At 46.8% G+C, this 17,091-nt stretch carries 14 protein-coding genes; 7 read left to right on the plus strand and 7 right to left on the minus strand.

Annotated features, from left to right (window positions below; all coding sequences use genetic code 11):
* Positions 1-20: 20 nt before the first annotated feature.
* Entirely contained in the window at positions 21-230 is a 210-nt protein-coding gene (locus FC652_RS00085; protein ID WP_176296998.1) for a hypothetical protein, read from the plus strand.
* Between the two features lie 251 nt (positions 231-481).
* Here FC652_RS00085 and FC652_RS00090 read toward each other — a convergent pair whose 3' ends face one another.
* From FC652_RS00090 to FC652_RS00100, 3 genes are all read right to left on the minus strand, one after another.
* Positions 482-2,218 (minus strand): hypothetical protein, encoded by a 1,737-nt coding sequence (locus FC652_RS00090; protein ID WP_369597870.1) that lies wholly within the window; start codon positions 2,216-2,218, stop codon positions 482-484.
* Positions 2,219-2,519: 301 nt separating this feature from the next.
* Entirely contained in the window at positions 2,520-4,367 is a 1,848-nt protein-coding gene (locus tag FC652_RS00095; protein WP_176297000.1) for a M3 family metallopeptidase, read from the minus strand.
* Between the two features lie 131 nt (positions 4,368-4,498).
* Positions 4,499-5,932, minus strand: a complete 1,434-nt coding sequence (locus FC652_RS00100; RefSeq protein WP_176297001.1) for a PLP-dependent aminotransferase family protein — start codon at positions 5,930-5,932, stop codon at positions 4,499-4,501.
* A gap of 87 nt (positions 5,933-6,019) precedes the next feature.
* Here FC652_RS00100 and FC652_RS00105 point away from each other — a divergent pair, with 87 nt between their 5' ends.
* Positions 6,020-6,925 (plus strand): DMT family transporter, encoded by a 906-nt coding sequence (locus FC652_RS00105; protein WP_176297002.1) that lies wholly within the window; start codon positions 6,020-6,022, stop codon positions 6,923-6,925.
* Here the strand turns inward: FC652_RS00105 and FC652_RS00110 are convergent.
* On the minus strand, positions 6,897-7,970 hold the full coding sequence (locus tag FC652_RS00110) for a sensor domain-containing diguanylate cyclase (RefSeq protein ID WP_176297003.1): 1,074 nt from the start codon (positions 7,968-7,970) through the stop codon (positions 6,897-6,899). The two genes, FC652_RS00105 and FC652_RS00110, sit on opposite strands and share 29 nt — an antisense overlap.
* Positions 7,971-8,157: 187 nt before the next feature.
* Between FC652_RS00110 and FC652_RS00115 the strand changes: the two genes are divergently transcribed.
* The 3 genes from FC652_RS00115 to FC652_RS00125 all read left to right on the plus strand — a co-directional run bounded on the left by FC652_RS00115 (position 8,158) and on the right by FC652_RS00125 (position 12,435).
* Positions 8,158-8,442, plus strand: coding sequence for a hypothetical protein (locus FC652_RS00115; protein WP_043921217.1), 285 nt, complete (start codon positions 8,158-8,160; stop codon positions 8,440-8,442).
* 119 nt (positions 8,443-8,561) lie between these two features.
* Entirely contained in the window at positions 8,562-9,347 is a 786-nt protein-coding gene (locus tag FC652_RS00120) for an ABC transporter substrate-binding protein (RefSeq protein ID WP_176297004.1), read from the plus strand.
* A 1,030-nt stretch (positions 9,348-10,377) separates the two neighbouring features.
* The gene (locus tag FC652_RS00125; protein WP_176297005.1) at positions 10,378-12,435 is read left to right on the plus strand and encodes a TonB-dependent receptor plug domain-containing protein; all 2,058 of its coding nucleotides are present in this window, start codon (positions 10,378-10,380) and stop codon (positions 12,433-12,435) included.
* A 65-nt stretch (positions 12,436-12,500) separates the two neighbouring features.
* Here the strand turns inward: FC652_RS00125 and FC652_RS00130 are convergent, their stop codons facing one another.
* Positions 12,501-13,409, minus strand: coding sequence for a siderophore ABC transporter substrate-binding protein (locus tag FC652_RS00130; RefSeq protein WP_369597871.1), 909 nt, complete (start codon positions 13,407-13,409; stop codon positions 12,501-12,503).
* A 248-nt stretch (positions 13,410-13,657) separates the two neighbouring features.
* On the opposite strand from FC652_RS00130, the gene FC652_RS00135 reads away from it, so the two are divergent.
* Complete coding sequence (locus FC652_RS00135; RefSeq protein WP_176297007.1) at positions 13,658-14,482, plus strand: siderophore-interacting protein; 825 nt, start codon at positions 13,658-13,660, stop codon at positions 14,480-14,482.
* A gap of 65 nt (positions 14,483-14,547) precedes the next feature.
* Here FC652_RS00135 and FC652_RS00140 read toward each other — a convergent pair whose 3' ends face one another.
* Positions 14,548-15,804, minus strand: coding sequence for an adenylosuccinate synthase (locus tag FC652_RS00140; protein ID WP_176297008.1), 1,257 nt, complete (start codon positions 15,802-15,804; stop codon positions 14,548-14,550).
* A gap of 104 nt (positions 15,805-15,908) precedes the next feature.
* Here FC652_RS00140 and FC652_RS00145 point away from each other — a divergent pair, with 104 nt between their 5' ends.
* On the plus strand, positions 15,909-16,781 hold the full coding sequence (locus FC652_RS00145) for a LysR family transcriptional regulator (protein ID WP_086016971.1): 873 nt from the start codon (positions 15,909-15,911) through the stop codon (positions 16,779-16,781).
* Here FC652_RS00145 and FC652_RS00150 read toward each other — a convergent pair.
* Positions 16,778-17,005: a hypothetical protein gene (locus FC652_RS00150; protein WP_011081691.1), complete on the minus strand. Its 228-nt coding sequence runs from the start codon at positions 17,003-17,005 to the stop codon at positions 16,778-16,780. The two genes, FC652_RS00145 and FC652_RS00150, sit on opposite strands and share 4 nt — an antisense overlap.
* Between the last annotated feature and the right edge of the window lie 86 nt (positions 17,006-17,091).

Here is a 17,091-nt window from a genome sequence, read left to right on the forward strand (position 1 = left end):
GCGATTTAAAGGAGAAAGCGATGAAGGTTGTTGTTGAGTTCCTCGAATCAGGACGCTTCAGGGATAACTTTTGGGATGGCGAATTCAGAGTGGAAAAAGGTGAGCACAGGGCGGTAAGCCCTTCGTTAGCAGCTCAACTTATTCACAACCGACAAGCCTCTCTTTATCATACTGATGATCCTGAACAGACGGCGTTTATCAACCCAGCTGACGGTACGCCAATGAAGTAAACCCAAATCGAATAGGTAAACGGCCACCAACGAACTTTGCTTTCTTTGGTGGCCGTTTTGTTTGTGCTGGTATGCCAGTAAAATGCGTTGGCCCCGCCGAATTTGACTGCTCCGTGATGTGCAGAGTTAAACAATCCCAAGTGAGGGAGCGTCATTTGACGGCTTTCTATCATCTGTTGGCGCGCAAAAATAGCCGGGAATAGAAAAGGGACCAATGGTCCCTTTGGATAAACGCGTCATCGTGAAAGTGACTATTGGTTGGCAACATTCATTGAGGACTTATCAATGCGGTAGTCGTAACGCATTTCTAGGCCTTTATCATTCACATCAAAAACAAAATTGAGCGTTGAATCCAGCGCTAAGGCTTCACTGATTTCAGTTGGAATGGGCTCACCGCTGAGCTCAGAAGCCATTGTTGCGAACTCGAGTATGCGTGAGGTGTTGATATAGGTTTGCCACAAACCCCCTGCTTCTAACGGCTGCTTGAGCACGACTTCTGACCCTGCTGCGGCTTTATCACCAGCATAGAGCGTGAGGTGTTTGTCGTTCATGCGTGCAAAGAGTGGCGTTTTCATTCCCGTTTGCGCTTCAACCAGTGCACTGAGATCCACGGCTTGACCATTGGGTTCAATGTTCACTTCTGCCAGTTGTGGAACAAACATTTTTGCCGTTTGCACCAGCATTGACGGATCCTCTGCCGAAAGGCTGAATAGGAAATCCAGTTTTTCAAATTCAGGTCCATACTGGCCTTGTAAGTTCATCGTAATATCATTCAGGCTAAACTGAATGCCTTTTACGCCATTTACCATGCCTGCGCCCATGCTCACGGCCGCCGCTGGGTTTTCACCTCGAACCTCTCGTTGGACTTCTGCGAGGAGTTCACAAGAGTAACTTGGTTGCGTTAAATCATTCCAAATATTGCTGATCGCTGGCGCTAATTTGGCGACATCTAAGCCAAAGCTGATACCAAAGATGCTGTCACGGTTAATTTCATCACTAGGAATAAAGCCGCGTACGGTTTTGAGTGCATTGATCAGAACTTGGTTGTTGCTCTCGACGACAATGCTACCATCCATAACCAGTTGTTTGTCTTTAGATTGGTAACTCGCGACAGACACAACACGAGGCCAATTGCTGGCGATGGCCGTCAGTTCAGTATGACAAGTCGGCTGACGCAGCACGTCAATTTGATCTTCTGGAGAGATCTGTTGCAGCACATCAATTTGACGAGCCAACTGGTTGCTGCCTTTGAGCGTGATCCCTTTGATCACTTCTTGGTTATCAAGGTAGGCGTAAAATTGGTAATTTTGGCCATATTTAGTTTGAAGCGCGGCTAACTTGCCGCTATCTGCAAACGAGTATTGAGGTTTTTCTGCCCCAAGTGCCATTTTCAATGTGTTCTCAGCGCCAAACATCGGGACATCGAGCGTGAAGGTGACTACCTTGCCTTCAAGGGCGATCACAAAACCAAGGTTTTGTTCTGCGCTTGGCTCTGTCGCGAGAACATAGCGGCGGTAATCGGCTTGGCCAAGTTTACCGACTTCATGCATCGCGCCTGTCTCTTTTTCCTTTTTATCGATGGTGGCCCAGAACGCCGTTGGGTTTTCAATCTCGAATTTGTAAACCGGTACCATGCCTAAGGTGTAGAGCAGTGGTTTCACGTTGTCGCCCGTACCGAGGTAGTTCTTGAGGCTTTGTTCATTGCTGGCGCTGTTAAGATAGCCATCAAAGTAGGTGAGAAGAAAGGCTTGCTCTGGGGTGAGCTCATTCAGATCGAACGCATCGGCGAAGCTTTCATTCTGATAACCCATAGAGGTTAAGTATTCGTAATGATTAATGGCGTTGGTCTGCAAAGAGATCAGCGGGGTATCCGCGGGTACATAAGCCAAGAAGTCATCGCCTGCTTGAGTATTGAGTCCTACTTTATAGAAATACGCGCCACTAACGGCAGCCGCTGCAACTGCAGAGGCAAGGATAAGTTTTTTCACGGCCAACTCCGTTGTCTGTTATTGACTCTCTCATTTCTCGCTCTATGCAAACGAGTGGGAGAATTTTGAACATTGATAATAAAACAAAACACCATGCTATATATGCAATTGGTTTTGTAGTTTCATCATATATAAGTTGTTTTATTATTCAATGCGTTATTTGTTGAGACGAGTGTTGTGTCTCTGCTTTTGGAATCGAGCAGACATTCAACGATGGCGTCGAGGTGAAGAAGAAGGTGGAGGAAGAGGGGACTAGGAAAAAAGCAGAGCCAGCACGTGGCTGGCTCTGGATATCGATCATTTATCGACCATAGGTTTTGACGATGTACGCTTCAAATTGATCGCACATATCGGCGTCAGAGATGGCGTTCGAAGCCAACACCTTACTGCCATCGACGATGGTGATGGTTGCGTTAAGGCTAGCAGGAGCGTGAACCTCTCGTTCGGCAAGGGCGGCGATTTTCTGCTGCTCTTTTTCCCACGCTTGCTGTGCAGTTTGGTTACAGGCGTCAGCGAGATATTTCGCATTAAACCCTTCACCCGTCAGGCGCTTAATTGACTCAGAATGAGACACACTGTTGCCTGCATGCCAGTAATGCTCTGCCAACAGAGGGCCAATCTCTGGGTTATCACATAGGTAACCAAACTTCTCGGTGAAGTAGGCGCGAGTTTGGTACACCGCCATATGAGCCAGCAAGTAACCTTGGTAGGCGCAAGAGGCTTCATCCGACAGCAGGTGTGGAATGGCCATCAGTGGGCGCGGGCTGCACGCCAAACCCAGAATGCGCATTTCGGTATCACGGGCCAGCTGGGTGACACTTTCTGCAGTGAGTTGCTCGTCACTCATTTGATAAAGCGCACGCTCAAAGTACGGCACAACGAGAATGCTGCGTTCTGCATAAGCCTTGAACGGCTGACGGTTATTGACCATTGCTTGAATGATCGAGTCTGGCACTGGATTGCCAGCGTCATCCAATGCATAACGCTTCAACCAATCTGCGTCGTCAAGCAGGCTATCGCAGAACATAGATTGTGTTTCAGCGTAAGCCATGGAGGTTGGTGCAAATTCTTGCGAGAAACAAGGCGCGTTGAGCTTCACATTGGCAAAGTGAGCGGCGTGGCCTCCTTCGTGGAACAAGGTATTCATGCCATCGTAGCCACAACCGACTTGGTCTGGTTTGGCATTGGAAGTGAAATTCACTTTAGCGGCGATCCACTCTCCTTGGTTATAGAAAGAAGGGATCGGGCCATGACAGAAGCCGTTCGGGTATTTGCCTTTGCGATCCAACAGATCGAGTGTGAGTTCCGCTCCGGAGTAATCAATATTGAGGCGACCAAACGATTCTACCCAACGACGTAGCGATTTAGAAAACGGCACATAGGGGTCCAAGTCACGCATGACATCGCCGGAGAAAGAGTAAACAAAGTTATGCCCTTTTAAGGCATCGTTGCCTTTCTCTTGCGCCAATGCATCCAGGCTATTTTGATGACTTTGACGAGTGCGCTGTTCGAAATCCTCCAAAATCACAAACAGTTCATCACTGGTCATGTGTTCGGTTTTCACCACGGAATAATCGAAGAAGTTGGCGTAGCCCATGGTGCGGGCAAAGGCGTTACGCTTTTTCACCAGCTCAAGGAAACCGTTTTGCAGTAACCACTGTTCGAGATCCAATAACGCTTGATGCGCAGATTGGCGGACGGATTCCTGGTTGTTGGCGCGGATTGCTGAGCTCAGGATCGGCAGGCTGCCTTCAACCGTTTCACCCTTCTCGTTCACGTAAGTCAGAACGTGCTTTTGCTTCTTCTCAAAAATCTCTGCTTCAAACTGAATCAGATCATTCTTAAGCTCGCCCGCTTCGGGGGATTCAATGGCGTGCGATTGGAACATGGCTAACCAGCCATTGAGTCCTTGAATCGTCTGCGCTTTCTCGCTTGAGTCTGCGATGGTTTCTGCGGCTTCAAGTTGTTGTCTAATTTCGTTAATTTTTGAAGCTTGAGAAAGGAAGTTGGTCCACTCGGTCTGTGCTTTGGTTGAGCCTTGATGATCGTCGCTGATCCCCATGTAGGTTTCCCAGAAGAAATCTTCTTTGGTGCGATGAATCGTCAGATATTGCTGGTTTAGCTTATTAAGATAGGCAGTTGCAGTCATTTTTGTCCTTTAAAATGGTTGCCTGAAGAATCGGCGATTATGTCATGATGAAGCGAGAATGACGAATGTCCACATTGTACGGTTAATCAAACCCGCGTAAACGGAAATGTACTTAGCGTTTACAGGGAATATCAAAGATGACGAGCGATGAGACGAACCAAGGTATTGATGGCAGGCTGCCAATCGTGATCACTCGTAAAGTTCGCGACACAAAAACGCACGCAATGTTGATATTGGTTGTGTGTGCCAAATACCGTCCCCGGCAATAGGCTAATTTTTTCTTTGCGACAATCGAGATACAACGCATGGCTATCCACCCCTTCAGGCAGGATTAACCACAGCAAAAACGATCCTTGATTGAGATGTAATTGATAGCGATTTTCCAGCGCGGGAATCTGATTTAATGCCTTGCTAAGCATGGTGTGGAAGCGCTTACTGTGGCACTGGTATTGTCGACGCATTCTGGCGGTGTGAGCACGGTATTTGCCCGTAGTGAGAAACGACGCGACCGCACTTTGCATCAGGTTCAAACTGCCCATGCTATCGCAGAGCAGCCGCTTTTCCACTTGGTCATGATAACGTCCGGCCAACAGCCAACCGATCCGCAAACGAGAGTCGAGTGTTTTTGAAAGGGAGTTGACGTAGATGACTCGCCCTTTGCTATCAAGAGATTTCAAGCTTGGCAGTGAGGCATCAAAGCTCAATGCACCAAATACGTCGTCTTCAATGATCGGCACATCATGGCTGACTTGCAAAAGGGCCAGACGTTTTTCCAACGTCATGGTGGCGCCAGTGGGGTTGGTAAAATTCGGTGTGACTAAAATCGCTTTGATCGGCCACTCTTCCATCGCTTTTTCGAGCGCGTCGATTTCCATCCCCGTTTTAGGACAACTTGGGATCTCCAACACATTCAACCCTAGGGATTCCAGTAAAAGGAGGTTGCCAAAATAACAAGGGGATTCAACGGCAACAATGTCACCAGTCACTGTTGTGGCGCGCAGTGCCAAACTGATGGCTTGTTGCGCGCCGTGGGTCGTGATGATCTCGGAGAGCTGGACAGGGACACCAAGATCGGCGGTGATTTTGGCCAGTTGTTTGACTAAAAGGGTATCACCCGGTGGTAACTGGTAGTGGCTAGGAAGCTGACTTTGTCGTCGGCTATGGCGCCCAATTTCCGCATACAAACTTTTGATGGCAGGGGCATCGATGTTGGGGTGTGCAGAACCCGTTGGCAGTTGTTCTTTTTCGTGCGGATAGGTGAGGAATTCTTTACAGACAGAAAGCAGATCGACCTTGGTGGGTTTAGCATGAGCGTGCTCTGGAGCGATCGCGACGGGTTTCACACGATAGCCTGAGCGTTCAACAGAATAGACCCAACCTTGTGCTTCCAGCTCTTGATAGGCACGAATCACGGTGTTTTTACTCACTGACAGCTCCTGCTGGAGACGACGAATCGAAGGCAGTCTTTCATCATGTTGGAACAAGCCGGATTGGATGGCCGAGCGCACATATTGCTCGACTACTAAGTACTTGTTGTGTGTGATATCACGCTCATCTGTACCCATAAATTCCCTTCAAACTGTCTCTTATTTTCATTTCTGTACCCAATTACAGTAACAGCAAGTTGATAATAATAGCCACAAGGAATTTTCATGCTGCTCCGTTCGATCCCCTTTTTGTTTGTCCTGCTTTGGGCTTCAGGTTTTGTTGGGGCCAGATTGGGCCTGCAATACGCAGAACCCGCGACCTTGCTGGCGATCCGTATGTTGGCAAACATCGCGCTGTTTTTGTTGCTGATCGTGTTGCTGCGCCGCCGAGTGCCGACAGGGGCCGCCTTCTGGCACTCATGGGTTGTGGGGTTGGGCATTCATGGGTTTTACCTCGGCGGAACTTATTGGGCCATTTCATTGGGGATGCCGGCTGGATTGAGTTCCTTATTGGTGGGGATTCAACCGATTTTAACCGCGCTGATTTTGGTGGTCACGGTTCAAGAGCGCTTTCGGTTTTCGCAGTGGTTGGGTTTAGCACTTGGATTGCTAGGTATCAGCTTGGTGCTTTCTGGCAAGATGGATTGGCAAACCGAAGCGCACAAAACGCTTGCGATTTCGCTGTGCCTAATGGCGCTGGTGGGTATTACATTGGGCACCTTGTACCAAAAACGTTTCTGCCATGGGGTGGATATGGTGGGTGGTGCTATGGTGCAGTATCTCGCCGCAGCATGCCTGTTCCTGCCTTTTGCGTGGCAGTTTGAAACCATGCAAGTGCAATGGACAACAACCTTTATTCTGACACTGGTTTGGCTAGTGGTTGTGCTGTCGTGTGCGGCCATACTGCTGTTGCTCTATATGGTGAAAAATGGCGCTGCGTCGAGTGTGGCATCGGTTTTTTATCTTGTCCCTCCCGTCACCGCGTTGCAAGCCTGGTTGATGTTTGGCGAGTCGTTTGATACCAAAGCCATGGTGGGTTTTCTATTGGCTGCGGTGGCGGTGTATTTGGTGGTAAGAAAGCCGAAATTGGCCGTCGAGCCCGTTAGATCAGAGACATGTCAGATAAAATGATTTGGTTTCTACCGGATCGTTTCGCGACATAGAGTGCGTTATCGGCGAGTTGCATCAATTCTTCAAAGCCTTGATTAGGAGAACTGGGCAGGGCAATACCAATGCTTACTGTGCACTGAATCCGATGCTGGTGATGTTCAATGGTGAGTTGTTCTACCGTCACGCGTAGAGTCTCAGCAAGGGTCATGGCTTCTTCGGCATTGACATGATGCAGCAATATGGCGAACTCTTCGCCGCCAAAGCGTGCGAGGAGATCATCAGAGCGGATCTGTTTTTTTAAGGTCGCTGCGATTTGCATCAGTACCTTGTCACCCGCAGGATGGCCAAATTGGTCGTTGATCTCTTTGAACTTGTCCAAATCGATCATTAACAGTGCGGTATGGTGATCGTAATGCCTTGGTTTGTCATTGATAAAGTAAGTCGCTTCAACAAACGCACGCCGATTGAGCGCGCCAGTGAGTGGGTCAATGTGCGCAAGCTCAATCATCTTGTTGATTTGTTGATGCTTATGTACTTGTGCAGCAACCCAGTTGGCGAGAGTTTCAAGCACTCGAGCATCCAGCTCGCTATAGGCATCAAGCTGTTTATGGGCAATGTTGAGCGTGCCATAGCATTCGCCTTTGTGCTTTAGAGGAGCAATCATAAAGGTGGTGAGGCCAGCGGCGGAGAGCCTTTTGCAATAGCTTGGCACTTCAGAACGATCATGGCTCGACATCACCACTTTTTGTTGTGTAAAAGCTTCGCCAACCAAGGTACCTCCAATTGGAATCAAACATTCTTGCGGTTGAACATCATTACCATCAAATGCATAAAGCCGCATTTCTCGCTCATTTTCGTCGAGGGTAATACTGGCGCGATCGGCCTGAAAGATCTCTCGCACCCAGTACGAGGTGCACAGTAAGACATCTTCCAAAGAGGAAGATTGCGCCAGCTCATCCAGAAAACCCAATGGCAAGGCAGCGAAGCCATCATTGTGTTCTCTTCGGTGATGAGATTTGGCGTCATTTTCTGGCGGTTTTCTTCCTTTACCTAAATATGATTCCATCGTTAGCCAACTGTAATAATTTATAAAACGAACAAAGTTTAGGATGGGGTGAGTTGAATATCTAATCACATTCTTGAGACGTCATATAATTTATTAATAGTTTTCGTTATACGTGATCCGTATGACAATCTGTGCAGATTTTTCATCTAACGCTATACTCTGGCTTTTTTTTGCAAGCGTGCGACCGATGACTAAAAAACCTGATAGACAAACTGCGATGCGCAATATCATTGACGCGGTGAAAAAAGAATTACCATTGTACGAATCAGAGACGTTTGTCTGTGGTCCGAAAGGAGAGTGTGTAGGCTGCCCGAAAAAACTGCTAGAGATGGTGGATGGTGAACTGAGCTATTGGGAACATGCAATGAACCGTGGTGTGATTCCCCATTTTGATGAAATTCGACGTTTTGGTAAGTTATGCAGCAGTGTGCGCAAGGGCTTGGCGAGAAATAACCTGATTTCAAACACCTAACTTTTTGCTCTGTCCACAATTTTGCCAAGTAAAAACGGCGTTTGTGATGATTTGGCCCTAGACGGTCATGTGATCTTTGACTAGTTTTTTAACAGGACCAAACGATTGACGGAGCGATCATGAATGGCTTTCAAAAAAGCGGCTTGGCACTTTGCGGAATACTTGCATTCACCTTTTCCGTCAGTGCAGCAACATCACCAGTCACCTCATTACAGCAACTGGCATTTTATTCAGAGTCTTACCCGCCGGCCAACTTCTTGGAAGGTAACACACCAAAAGGGTATTCCATCGACATATTGCGTCAAGCCGCAAGCATGGTCGGAGAAAACGTTGGTGATGGGCAGATTGTTATTCAGCCTTGGCCTCGTTCGTACCGAGCTGCGCTGACAAATGAGAACGCGGTGCTTTTTTCAACCACACGAACAGAGCATAGAGAGCACTTGTTTCAATGGGCGGGGCCGATTGCAGGAATTAAAGCTGTTGTGATGGCAAGAATCGACGCAGATATCGAAATCATGGAACCGATCGATATGGCCAATTATCGCATTGGGGTAATTCGCGATGATGTCGGAGAACAGATGTTGCTCGAGTTAGGCGTACCACGTGAAGCGATGCAAGAAGCCAATTACGTCACTCAATTGGCTGAACAGCTAATGAAAAGACGGATAGATTTGTTGGCGTATGATGAGAGTGCGGCATTATGGTTTACTTCACAAGCGGGTCTTGATCCTAAGTTATTTAAGACAGTTTATGTTTTGAAAGAAGGAGAACTGTACTTTGCGTTTAACAAGCACGTGCCCAAAAACCTCGTTGAAAAACTGCAACAGGGCATTGATGCACTAAAAACAGAGAAAAACGCGCAAGGCGTGACCTATCATCAAGCGATATTGAATCAGTATCGATGACGAGTTGGCTGCCAGTAAGGTGGGTGAAAGTCGTTTGGTTTTCTTTTGGCATAAAGATTGTATGTTTTTAAATCGTCAGCCAAGTGGAACAAATTTGCCATTTTTCTGTCATAAGCAGAGGATAGAGTAGTCGATGCAACAAAAATTAACGGGATCAGTTGTTCAAAAACTAACTGTAACCATGTTGTTTTTGTAGTTAATTTGTGAAAACGATCACTGTTAAACTTCATTATCCTCGCTATGTTGTTGATGCAAAAAAATCAACCGAACAACCCAATAGATTGGGATTAATAACTAACTATAAGGAAGATGGCTATGAAAAAAACGAGAAAAGCTCAGCTTCATCGCATTCGAATTCAATACTGGAAAGACAGCAAAGAAGCAACTAAGCAAGCGTAATTGTTCATTCATTTCATTTAGACGAAAGAGAGCTGGTGCCGTTTGACAACAACGGTTTGAATACCAGCTCGTTAAACCCCTAAACCCCTAAACCCCTAAACCCCTCAAATACTCACGGCTATCTAAACACTTTAAACATTCTTCGCTTAACCTCCATGTGCCTGGTGCTATCCGTGGCTAACATACCTTTATCCGTAATGTCTCTCAGCCCGGAAACAACAACATGATTCAGCGCTGTTGTCTCAATGATAGATACGACACTCTTGGCAATCAGAGCCTCTTCTCTTTGCAATTCATACAGAACTCAGCCGATATTCACCCAATCGATAATTTAAATGGTAATTATTTGCATTATCATCTTGTTTGGTTACAATGCGCTAGGAAATACGTTTTATATCATCTGGATTTTCGGTATCTGGCTTTCTGTCTAACCAGTGGCCTTTTGAACGTATGTCACCCGCAATAATTGCAAAAAAAACATGGTCTCTAACCGCCGGTAGGTGGAAAACCACTTTTTGACTTTCTATTCTCGATTTTGCCTTGTTAATCAAAAGGGGAGGAGAAAAGTGTGCAGTGGCCATGGAATAGGAACACAACTCAGTTGTTGATTTAGAGTTAAGGAGAAATTCAAATGGCAGCTTTACGCCCAGCGCGAGCAAACGTTGCAGATAAAAAAACCTTTAAACTGCATGCTTTGTCCGCAGTCGTGATGGGGCTTTGTGCCAATGGTCAGGCATATGCACAAACAGAGAACAACAAAACGGACAAATCAGAGCAGATGCCGGTTGTCGTTGTTATCGGTGAGAAAACAGAAAGAACGATTTATGACACGAGTGCCAGTGTTCAGGTATATGATCAAGAAACGATCAACAGCACCCCAGGTGCAACAGAAGTTGGCGACCTTCTGCAGTTAACACCAAACCTTGTCGATTCGGGCAATGGCAACAGTTTGCCCTCTGTACGTGGTATCGACGGTTCAGGCCCGTCGGTGGGAGGCTTGGCTTCCTTTGCCGGCACGACGACTCGTTTAAACTTGTCAATTGATGGCCGCTCACTCAACTATGCAGAAATTGCTTTTGGTCCTCGCTCCCTTTGGGACATGAAGCAAGTGGAAGTTTATCTGGGGCCACAAAGTTACATCCAAGGCAGCAACGCTTCTGCAGGTGCTATTGTGATGAAAACCAACGATCCTACTCACTACTTTGAAAGTGCGGTAAAGGCAGGTATGGGAGAGCGAAATTACTCGCAGACCGCAGCAATGATTTCCGCTCCGATAGTTCAAGATGAGCTCGCTTTTCGTCTCAGTTTTGATCAGCAAAAGAAAGAAAGCTATGTTGATCTCGCCGCTTATGAACCTGCTGGTAATACAAAGCAGATTGAAATGAACTCCGTCAGAGGCAAGTTGCTCTATGAGCCTTCATCGGTGGCAGGTTTTAAAACGACGTTGGGTGTTGCCTATATGGATTCACGTGCTCCACAATCTGAGAGCACAAACCTTGAGGGGCTAAACGCCTATCGAGCCGTATTTGAAACGAAATCGTTGAGTACAAGTTGGGATGTGTCATGGCAATTGAATGACCAGTTAACCTTTGAAAGCAACGTTGTTTACGCCAAATTTAGCAACGATCGCATCACTTATCCTTTGGATTTGTTTGATTTCACTACCGACGGTTCAGAGTTCCATATCGAACCGGTTTTAAAATATCTTTCTCATGATGGTCGTATCAGTGCCTTGATGGGGGCTCGTTATTACACTTCTGAGCAAGATGAGTCATTTACCAATGCGGGAGGGACGAAACCGATGGAGGGCAGCAAAGAGACACAATCGCTTTTTGCTGAAATGACGTATGCGATTACCCAATCGATCGATGTCACGCTTGCTGGTCGTTTTGAAAAACAGCAAGTGACACGTAAGGTTGATGCATTCAACATTGACTATGATGAAACGCTAGGTGTCTTCTTACCGAAGTTTGATATAGCGTATAAGCCTGCCGCGGACCAAACCATTGGTTTTAAAGTGGCAAAAGGCTACAACGCTGGCGGTGCTGGCTTAGGTTTCAAATTGTTTCAACGTGGACTTCATCCGTACGAGTTTGACGAAGAGCTCTTGTGGAACTACGAGCTCTACACTCGTCACAGCCTAGGCCATTCTCTAGAGCTATTGTCGAATGTCTTCTATAACGATTTTGATGGCATGCAGATGACTCAACAGCGAGCAAATGGCGATATGTTTGTTACCAATTTGGACGAGGCAAAAACCTATGGTGCTGAATTGGGGACACGTTGGTATCCGACAAACGCGCTTGAACTCTTCGCTAATCTGGGTTTGTTGAAGACGGAGTACAAAGAAGTTAATGGCACTTCGAGGGAACTTGCACGAGCTCCAAGTATGACAGGTAATGTTGGTGCACTCTACAGCTTCTTTGATGGCTTTGAAGTGAGTGCCAATGCTGCTTACACGGGTGATTACTACTCCGACAGAAGCAACACAAAAATTGCCATGATTGATGCATATTGGGTTGCCAACGCTCAATTGGCCTATGTCTTTGAACACGGCCGTGCTGCATTGTTTGCAACTAACTTGTTTGATTCGGATAAGACAACGCATTACCCGTTTGAAAACAACGTCGTTGATCAGCTAAAACAGCAGCCTCGTATGATCGGTGCTTCGTTACAGTTGAACTTCTAACTCGTTTAGTATGTAAAAGCAAAACGCCTCTGATTTGCATCAGAGGCGTTTTTATTGAAGTGTGACTAAAGTTCGATGGTTCCTTTGATATCGGCAATCATTTTTTCAGTGGCAGAGACCCCCGAGATTGAGAGATACCAAGCATCGAGGTCGAGTAAGGTGATTCGCTGGTTTTTGTACGCGTTGGTGGACTTGACCAAGTCATTGTCAAGGTAGGGCATATCGACGTCATTAATCTTGCCGGAAAGTTTGTCTGCATCGATGACAAGCAGCGTACTTGGATTTGTCTTGCTGATGAATTCGTAGGAAATAACATCGCCATGGCTATTGTTTTTCAGATTCGATGCGCTTTCTTTAAAACCAAAATCTTCATAAATAGCAGAGAAGCGTGACTGAGAGCCAAAAGTCGTCACCTTGTTGCTTGATGCCATAATGGTCAGTGCGTCCACTTGCTTCTGCTGGTTATGGTGTTTTATGGTGTCGAACTCTTGACTCAACTGGTTTATTTTTTGTTCTACTTTGTTCTCTGAGTTGAAAATTTTGCCCAGGTTACGCCATTGATTCTGAGTGCTTTCCCAATACCCTTGATTCATGTCCGTTGTGAAAACAACGGTAGGAGCAATTTCGGATAGCTCTTTGTATTTCGGCGCCGCACGTGGACCGATCACAATCAAGTCCGGTTTCTGTGAGTATATTGCTTCAAAATCAGGCTCAAACAGGCTGCCTGCCGAGACGTACTTACTGTCCTGAAACTTATCGAGATATTTGGGCATAATAGGCGCTTTGGCCACAGCGACAGGCTCCACACCCAAATAGGCGAGTGCGTCGAGAGCACCGTGCCCAATCACCACAACACGTTGGGGTGACGCAGGGACGGTTGTTGTTCCCATATAGTGCTCAATGACAACATCTTTTGCCCATGCACCGTTTGCGAATAGTACGCTAATCAGCATTACACTTTGTTTAATTTTCACGTGGTTCATCCTAGTCTAACGTGGTTTATACCATTTGTTGTCTTGTGCCTGTATTGCAGCTAAGAGTCACAATAGTCGATATATGGCTGCATATTATATACAAATGATTACTATTATCATTATTATTTTGCGTATGTTCTCAATCATTTCTATGAGAGTTAGCGTGTGAGCTCAACTGTTCAGTATTCTCGAGTTCATTATTGGATGAGCCGGGTTGGTGATATTTTTAGTCATTGGTTTAAGTGAAAATGGAAGAAAAAAAAACAACGGTGGAACGGGTAACTCCGATGCGTTTGGAGTTTGTTCGTAAGGCGTGGATTTGCAAAAATTTACTGAGAGTGACACTCACCGGGGAAGATTTGAAAGGGTTTCCTGACGATCAAAATGGGTCGCACATCAAGGTGTTTTTCCCCAATCAGCAGAGTGGCATTCTTCAGTTGCCTGTGCGTCATGGCGAAGAAATTATCTGGCCTGAACATAAACCTGTGGCACGGGCCTATTCAGTGAGGCAGTACCGAAAAGCTGATAATGAGCTTGATATTGATTTTGTCACGCACGGCGTCGTTACCCCTGGTGGTGGCTGGGCACTAAAAGCAACCTTAGGTTCGACTATCGGATTAATCGGCCCGAGTGGGCCTGAACCACTATTGGCACCAGCCGATTGGCACGTTTTGGCAGGCGATCTCTCAGCGGTTCCTGCAATAAGTGCAATTCTAGAGAAACTCCCCTCTGATTCCATTGGATATGTCTATCTTGAAGTAGATGACGAAGCGGACATACACCCCATTCAAGCCCCTGTAGGCCTGGAGATTTCCTGGTTTGTTCGTCAGGCTGATGCAGAAACACCAGTGTTGGCAAGCGCGATTGAAGCACTCTCGAATCGGCCGAAGTTAGGTACGCTTTCTGTGTTTGTTGCAGGCGAAAATGAAAGTGTTGTCGCATGTCGCAAGATACTTAAGAATCAATTCAACTTAGAAAAGAAAGCCATTTATGCCATACCTTATTGGAAAAGGGGCAAAACAGAAGAAGCCTACCACGCAGAGCGCCATGAAGTGATGGATAGTGAGTACTAATCGTCGAAAACGAAAACCCGACACACATTGCCGGGTTTTCCTGTTCTGCGTTAGCTAACTAGGGCTTAGCGAAGGATCATTTGCTCACGACCAGGGCCAACAGAGACCATAGTCACTGGAACGCCCATCAGTTCTTCAATGCGCAACACATATCGCTGAGCGGCTTGAGGCAGATCTTCAAAACGACGGCAGGCGGTGATGTCTTCGCTCCAGCTTGGCATTTTCTCGTAAACTGGTGCTAATGCTGCGGTTTGAGGCCAAATTGGGTTCTCACTGTGATCGCCTTGGTAAGCCACACAGATTTTCAGATCGTCAAGGCCAGTCAAACAATCCAGTTTGGTTAGAGCGATCTCGGTTGCCGCTTGTAGCTCAACCCCATTTTGGGTGGCTACGGCATCAAAGTAACCCATATCGCGAGGGCGACCGGTTGTTGCACCGAACTCGTTCGCCGCTTCACGGAAGGCGTCTTGTTCTTCCATTGCTGTGATCAGCGTACCTGTACCAACAGATGAGCTGAAGGCTTTAGCGACAGCGATAACGCGCTCTGGGCGAAGGGCTGGTAAACCACTGCCAATGCCTGCGTACGCAGAAACCACGTTGGAAGAGGTTGTCCAAGGGTATTCACCATAGACGAGATCACGGCCAGCACCCAGTTGCGCTTCAAAAAGTAGGTTTTGCTTTTCTACTTGCAGTGCTTTTAAAGGAACAGACACGTTACAAATCGCATCACGCCAAGGGGCAGATACCTCAAGTAGCCAATCGGCCATCTCTTGCGCCGTTTGTTCAAACTTGAACTCAGGGTAGAGTGCACGTAGTTGTGGCAGTTTCCAATCCAACATAAATTGCAGACGCTCGACCAACACTTCAGGTTGTTTTAGCCAGCCTAGCAGAATGCCTTTTTTCATCACGCGATCACCGTAAGCAGGAGCAATACCTTGGCGAGTGGAACCGTAAGCCTTGTCGCCTAGGCGCTGTTCTTCTAGGGTATCTTCTAGTGCGTGAAGCGGTAGACACAGCGTTGCACGATCAGAAATACACAGATTCACTTTCACGCCAGATTGTTCAACTTCCGCAAGTTCCTGAGAAAGCAGAGCTGGGCTAATTACCATGCCAGGGCCAAGCACCGCGAGGCAACCTGGGTTGAAGACACCACTAGGCAGTTGATGAAGTTTGAATGTACCAAAATGGTTCACCACGGTATGACCTGCGTTGTTTCCTCCTTGGAAACGTACGCTAGCCGCTGCGTTTTCTGCTAGAAAATCAACGATGCGGCCTTTGCCTTCATCACCCCAGTTTGCACCCACAACAACGATAGACGTCATGACAATTCCTCCGAAATAAGACCAAAGCATCTTAGGGTGATAGTCTTAATAAGAGAAATTAATTATACTCATCAAGTCAATAAGAAACTCATATGGAGTCTGCGGTGTTGGATCTGAATTGGTTGAAGACGTTTATTACCTTGGCGGAAGTGAAACATTTTGGCAAAACCGCCAACGAGCTGCACATGACACAACCCAACGTCAGCCTGCATATCAAACAGCTAGAGCAGACAACCAAAGCCAAATTGATCGAACGAAACCCGGTTCAGTTAACGCCGGCGGGGCGTCGATTGTTAAAGTCTGCTAAGTTGATGCTCAATGAGCTGCAAATTTGCCAGTCCGATCTCAATGCCATTAATGAATTAACACAAGGGACACTCTCTATTGCAGCCAGTGACATTGTTTCGCGTTTGCTGCTGATTGAACCTTTTCAACGCTTCAAAAATGACTATCCGGGTATCGATTTGGCTTTGTTCAATACCACCTCTTCTCAAGCTGTCGAATTGGTCAAAAGTGCCCGTGCTGATATTGGTTTTGTGATCGCACAAAAAGAGAGTCAACCACTGCACTTCACGCCTTTGACTCAGATTAAATGGTGTGCATTTGGTGATGATTTATTGGAGAAAGCGTGGGAGGCGCAAGACAAGCCGACACTCATCTTGCTCGGGCACGATACTCGTACTCGGGAGCTGATTGATGCCTCTTTGCCGAAATTGAATCTGCCTCGTTTTCGAGTGATGGAAGTGGGGAGTGTCGAAGCTCAAATCGATTGGGCGGAGGCTGGATTTGGCACCGCGATTGTGCCGGATTTTTCTTTGCATACCAAAACCACGTTAAGCAGGAAAGTCACGCATTTAGAGGATTTTCCTGCAACCGATTTTGGCTATATTGTTCGACAAAACCAAGTTCTGTCGAAAGCGGCGAAGCAATTACTTGGGTGGGTTGAAGAGTATGCACAATCGACCGATTGGCATTAACGTGAGACTTCTTCGAACTCACCATCGATGACTCGATGCTGCTGGCCGTCATCGTGTTGTGTGCGTTGTGCTTGCGCTTGTTGTGCGGCTTGTTTTAGCTGCTTTTCGATTCTTTTACCAGTGATCAGCGCGACGATGGTCAACGGAATTGCCAAGAGCAAGCTGAACATGAGCGTGAACAGAGCGGTAATCGCAGTCAATGCAGTCATAATAATGCGGTTCATAAATATTGCCTCTTTGGTGGTTCTATGGAGTCATACTGCGGTGGTGAAGATGAACGAAATATGAATATGATTCAAAAAGTACAAAG

This window comes from Vibrio sp. 05-20-BW147 (assembly GCF_013369385.1).
In the GTDB taxonomy this organism is placed as follows: domain Bacteria; phylum Pseudomonadota; class Gammaproteobacteria; order Enterobacterales; family Vibrionaceae; genus Vibrio; species Vibrio floridensis.

Coding starts and splice junctions, on each gene's coding strand:
- FC652_RS00100 (WP_176297001.1), bottom strand. CDS start 5,932: ATGGGTACAGATGAGCGTGATATCACACACAACAAGTACTTAGTAGTC.
- FC652_RS00120 (WP_176297004.1), top strand. CDS start 8,562: ATGAATGGCTTTCAAAAAAGCGGCTTGGCACTTTGCGGAATACTTGCA.
- FC652_RS00085 (WP_176296998.1), top strand. CDS start 21: ATGAAGGTTGTTGTTGAGTTCCTCGAATCAGGACGCTTCAGGGATAAC.
- FC652_RS00095 (WP_176297000.1), bottom strand. CDS start 4,367: ATGACTGCAACTGCCTATCTTAATAAGCTAAACCAGCAATATCTGACG.
- FC652_RS00135 (WP_176297007.1), top strand. CDS start 13,658: ATGGAAGAAAAAAAAACAACGGTGGAACGGGTAACTCCGATGCGTTTG.
- FC652_RS00125 (WP_176297005.1), top strand. CDS start 10,378: ATGGCAGCTTTACGCCCAGCGCGAGCAAACGTTGCAGATAAAAAAACC.
- FC652_RS00115 (WP_043921217.1), top strand. CDS start 8,158: ATGACTAAAAAACCTGATAGACAAACTGCGATGCGCAATATCATTGAC.
- FC652_RS00140 (WP_176297008.1), bottom strand. CDS start 15,804: ATGACGTCTATCGTTGTTGTGGGTGCAAACTGGGGTGATGAAGGCAAA.
- FC652_RS00105 (WP_176297002.1), top strand. CDS start 6,020: ATGCTGCTCCGTTCGATCCCCTTTTTGTTTGTCCTGCTTTGGGCTTCA.
- FC652_RS00150 (WP_011081691.1), bottom strand. CDS start 17,005: ATGAACCGCATTATTATGACTGCATTGACTGCGATTACCGCTCTGTTC.
- FC652_RS00110 (WP_176297003.1), bottom strand. CDS start 7,970: ATGGAATCATATTTAGGTAAAGGAAGAAAACCGCCAGAAAATGACGCC.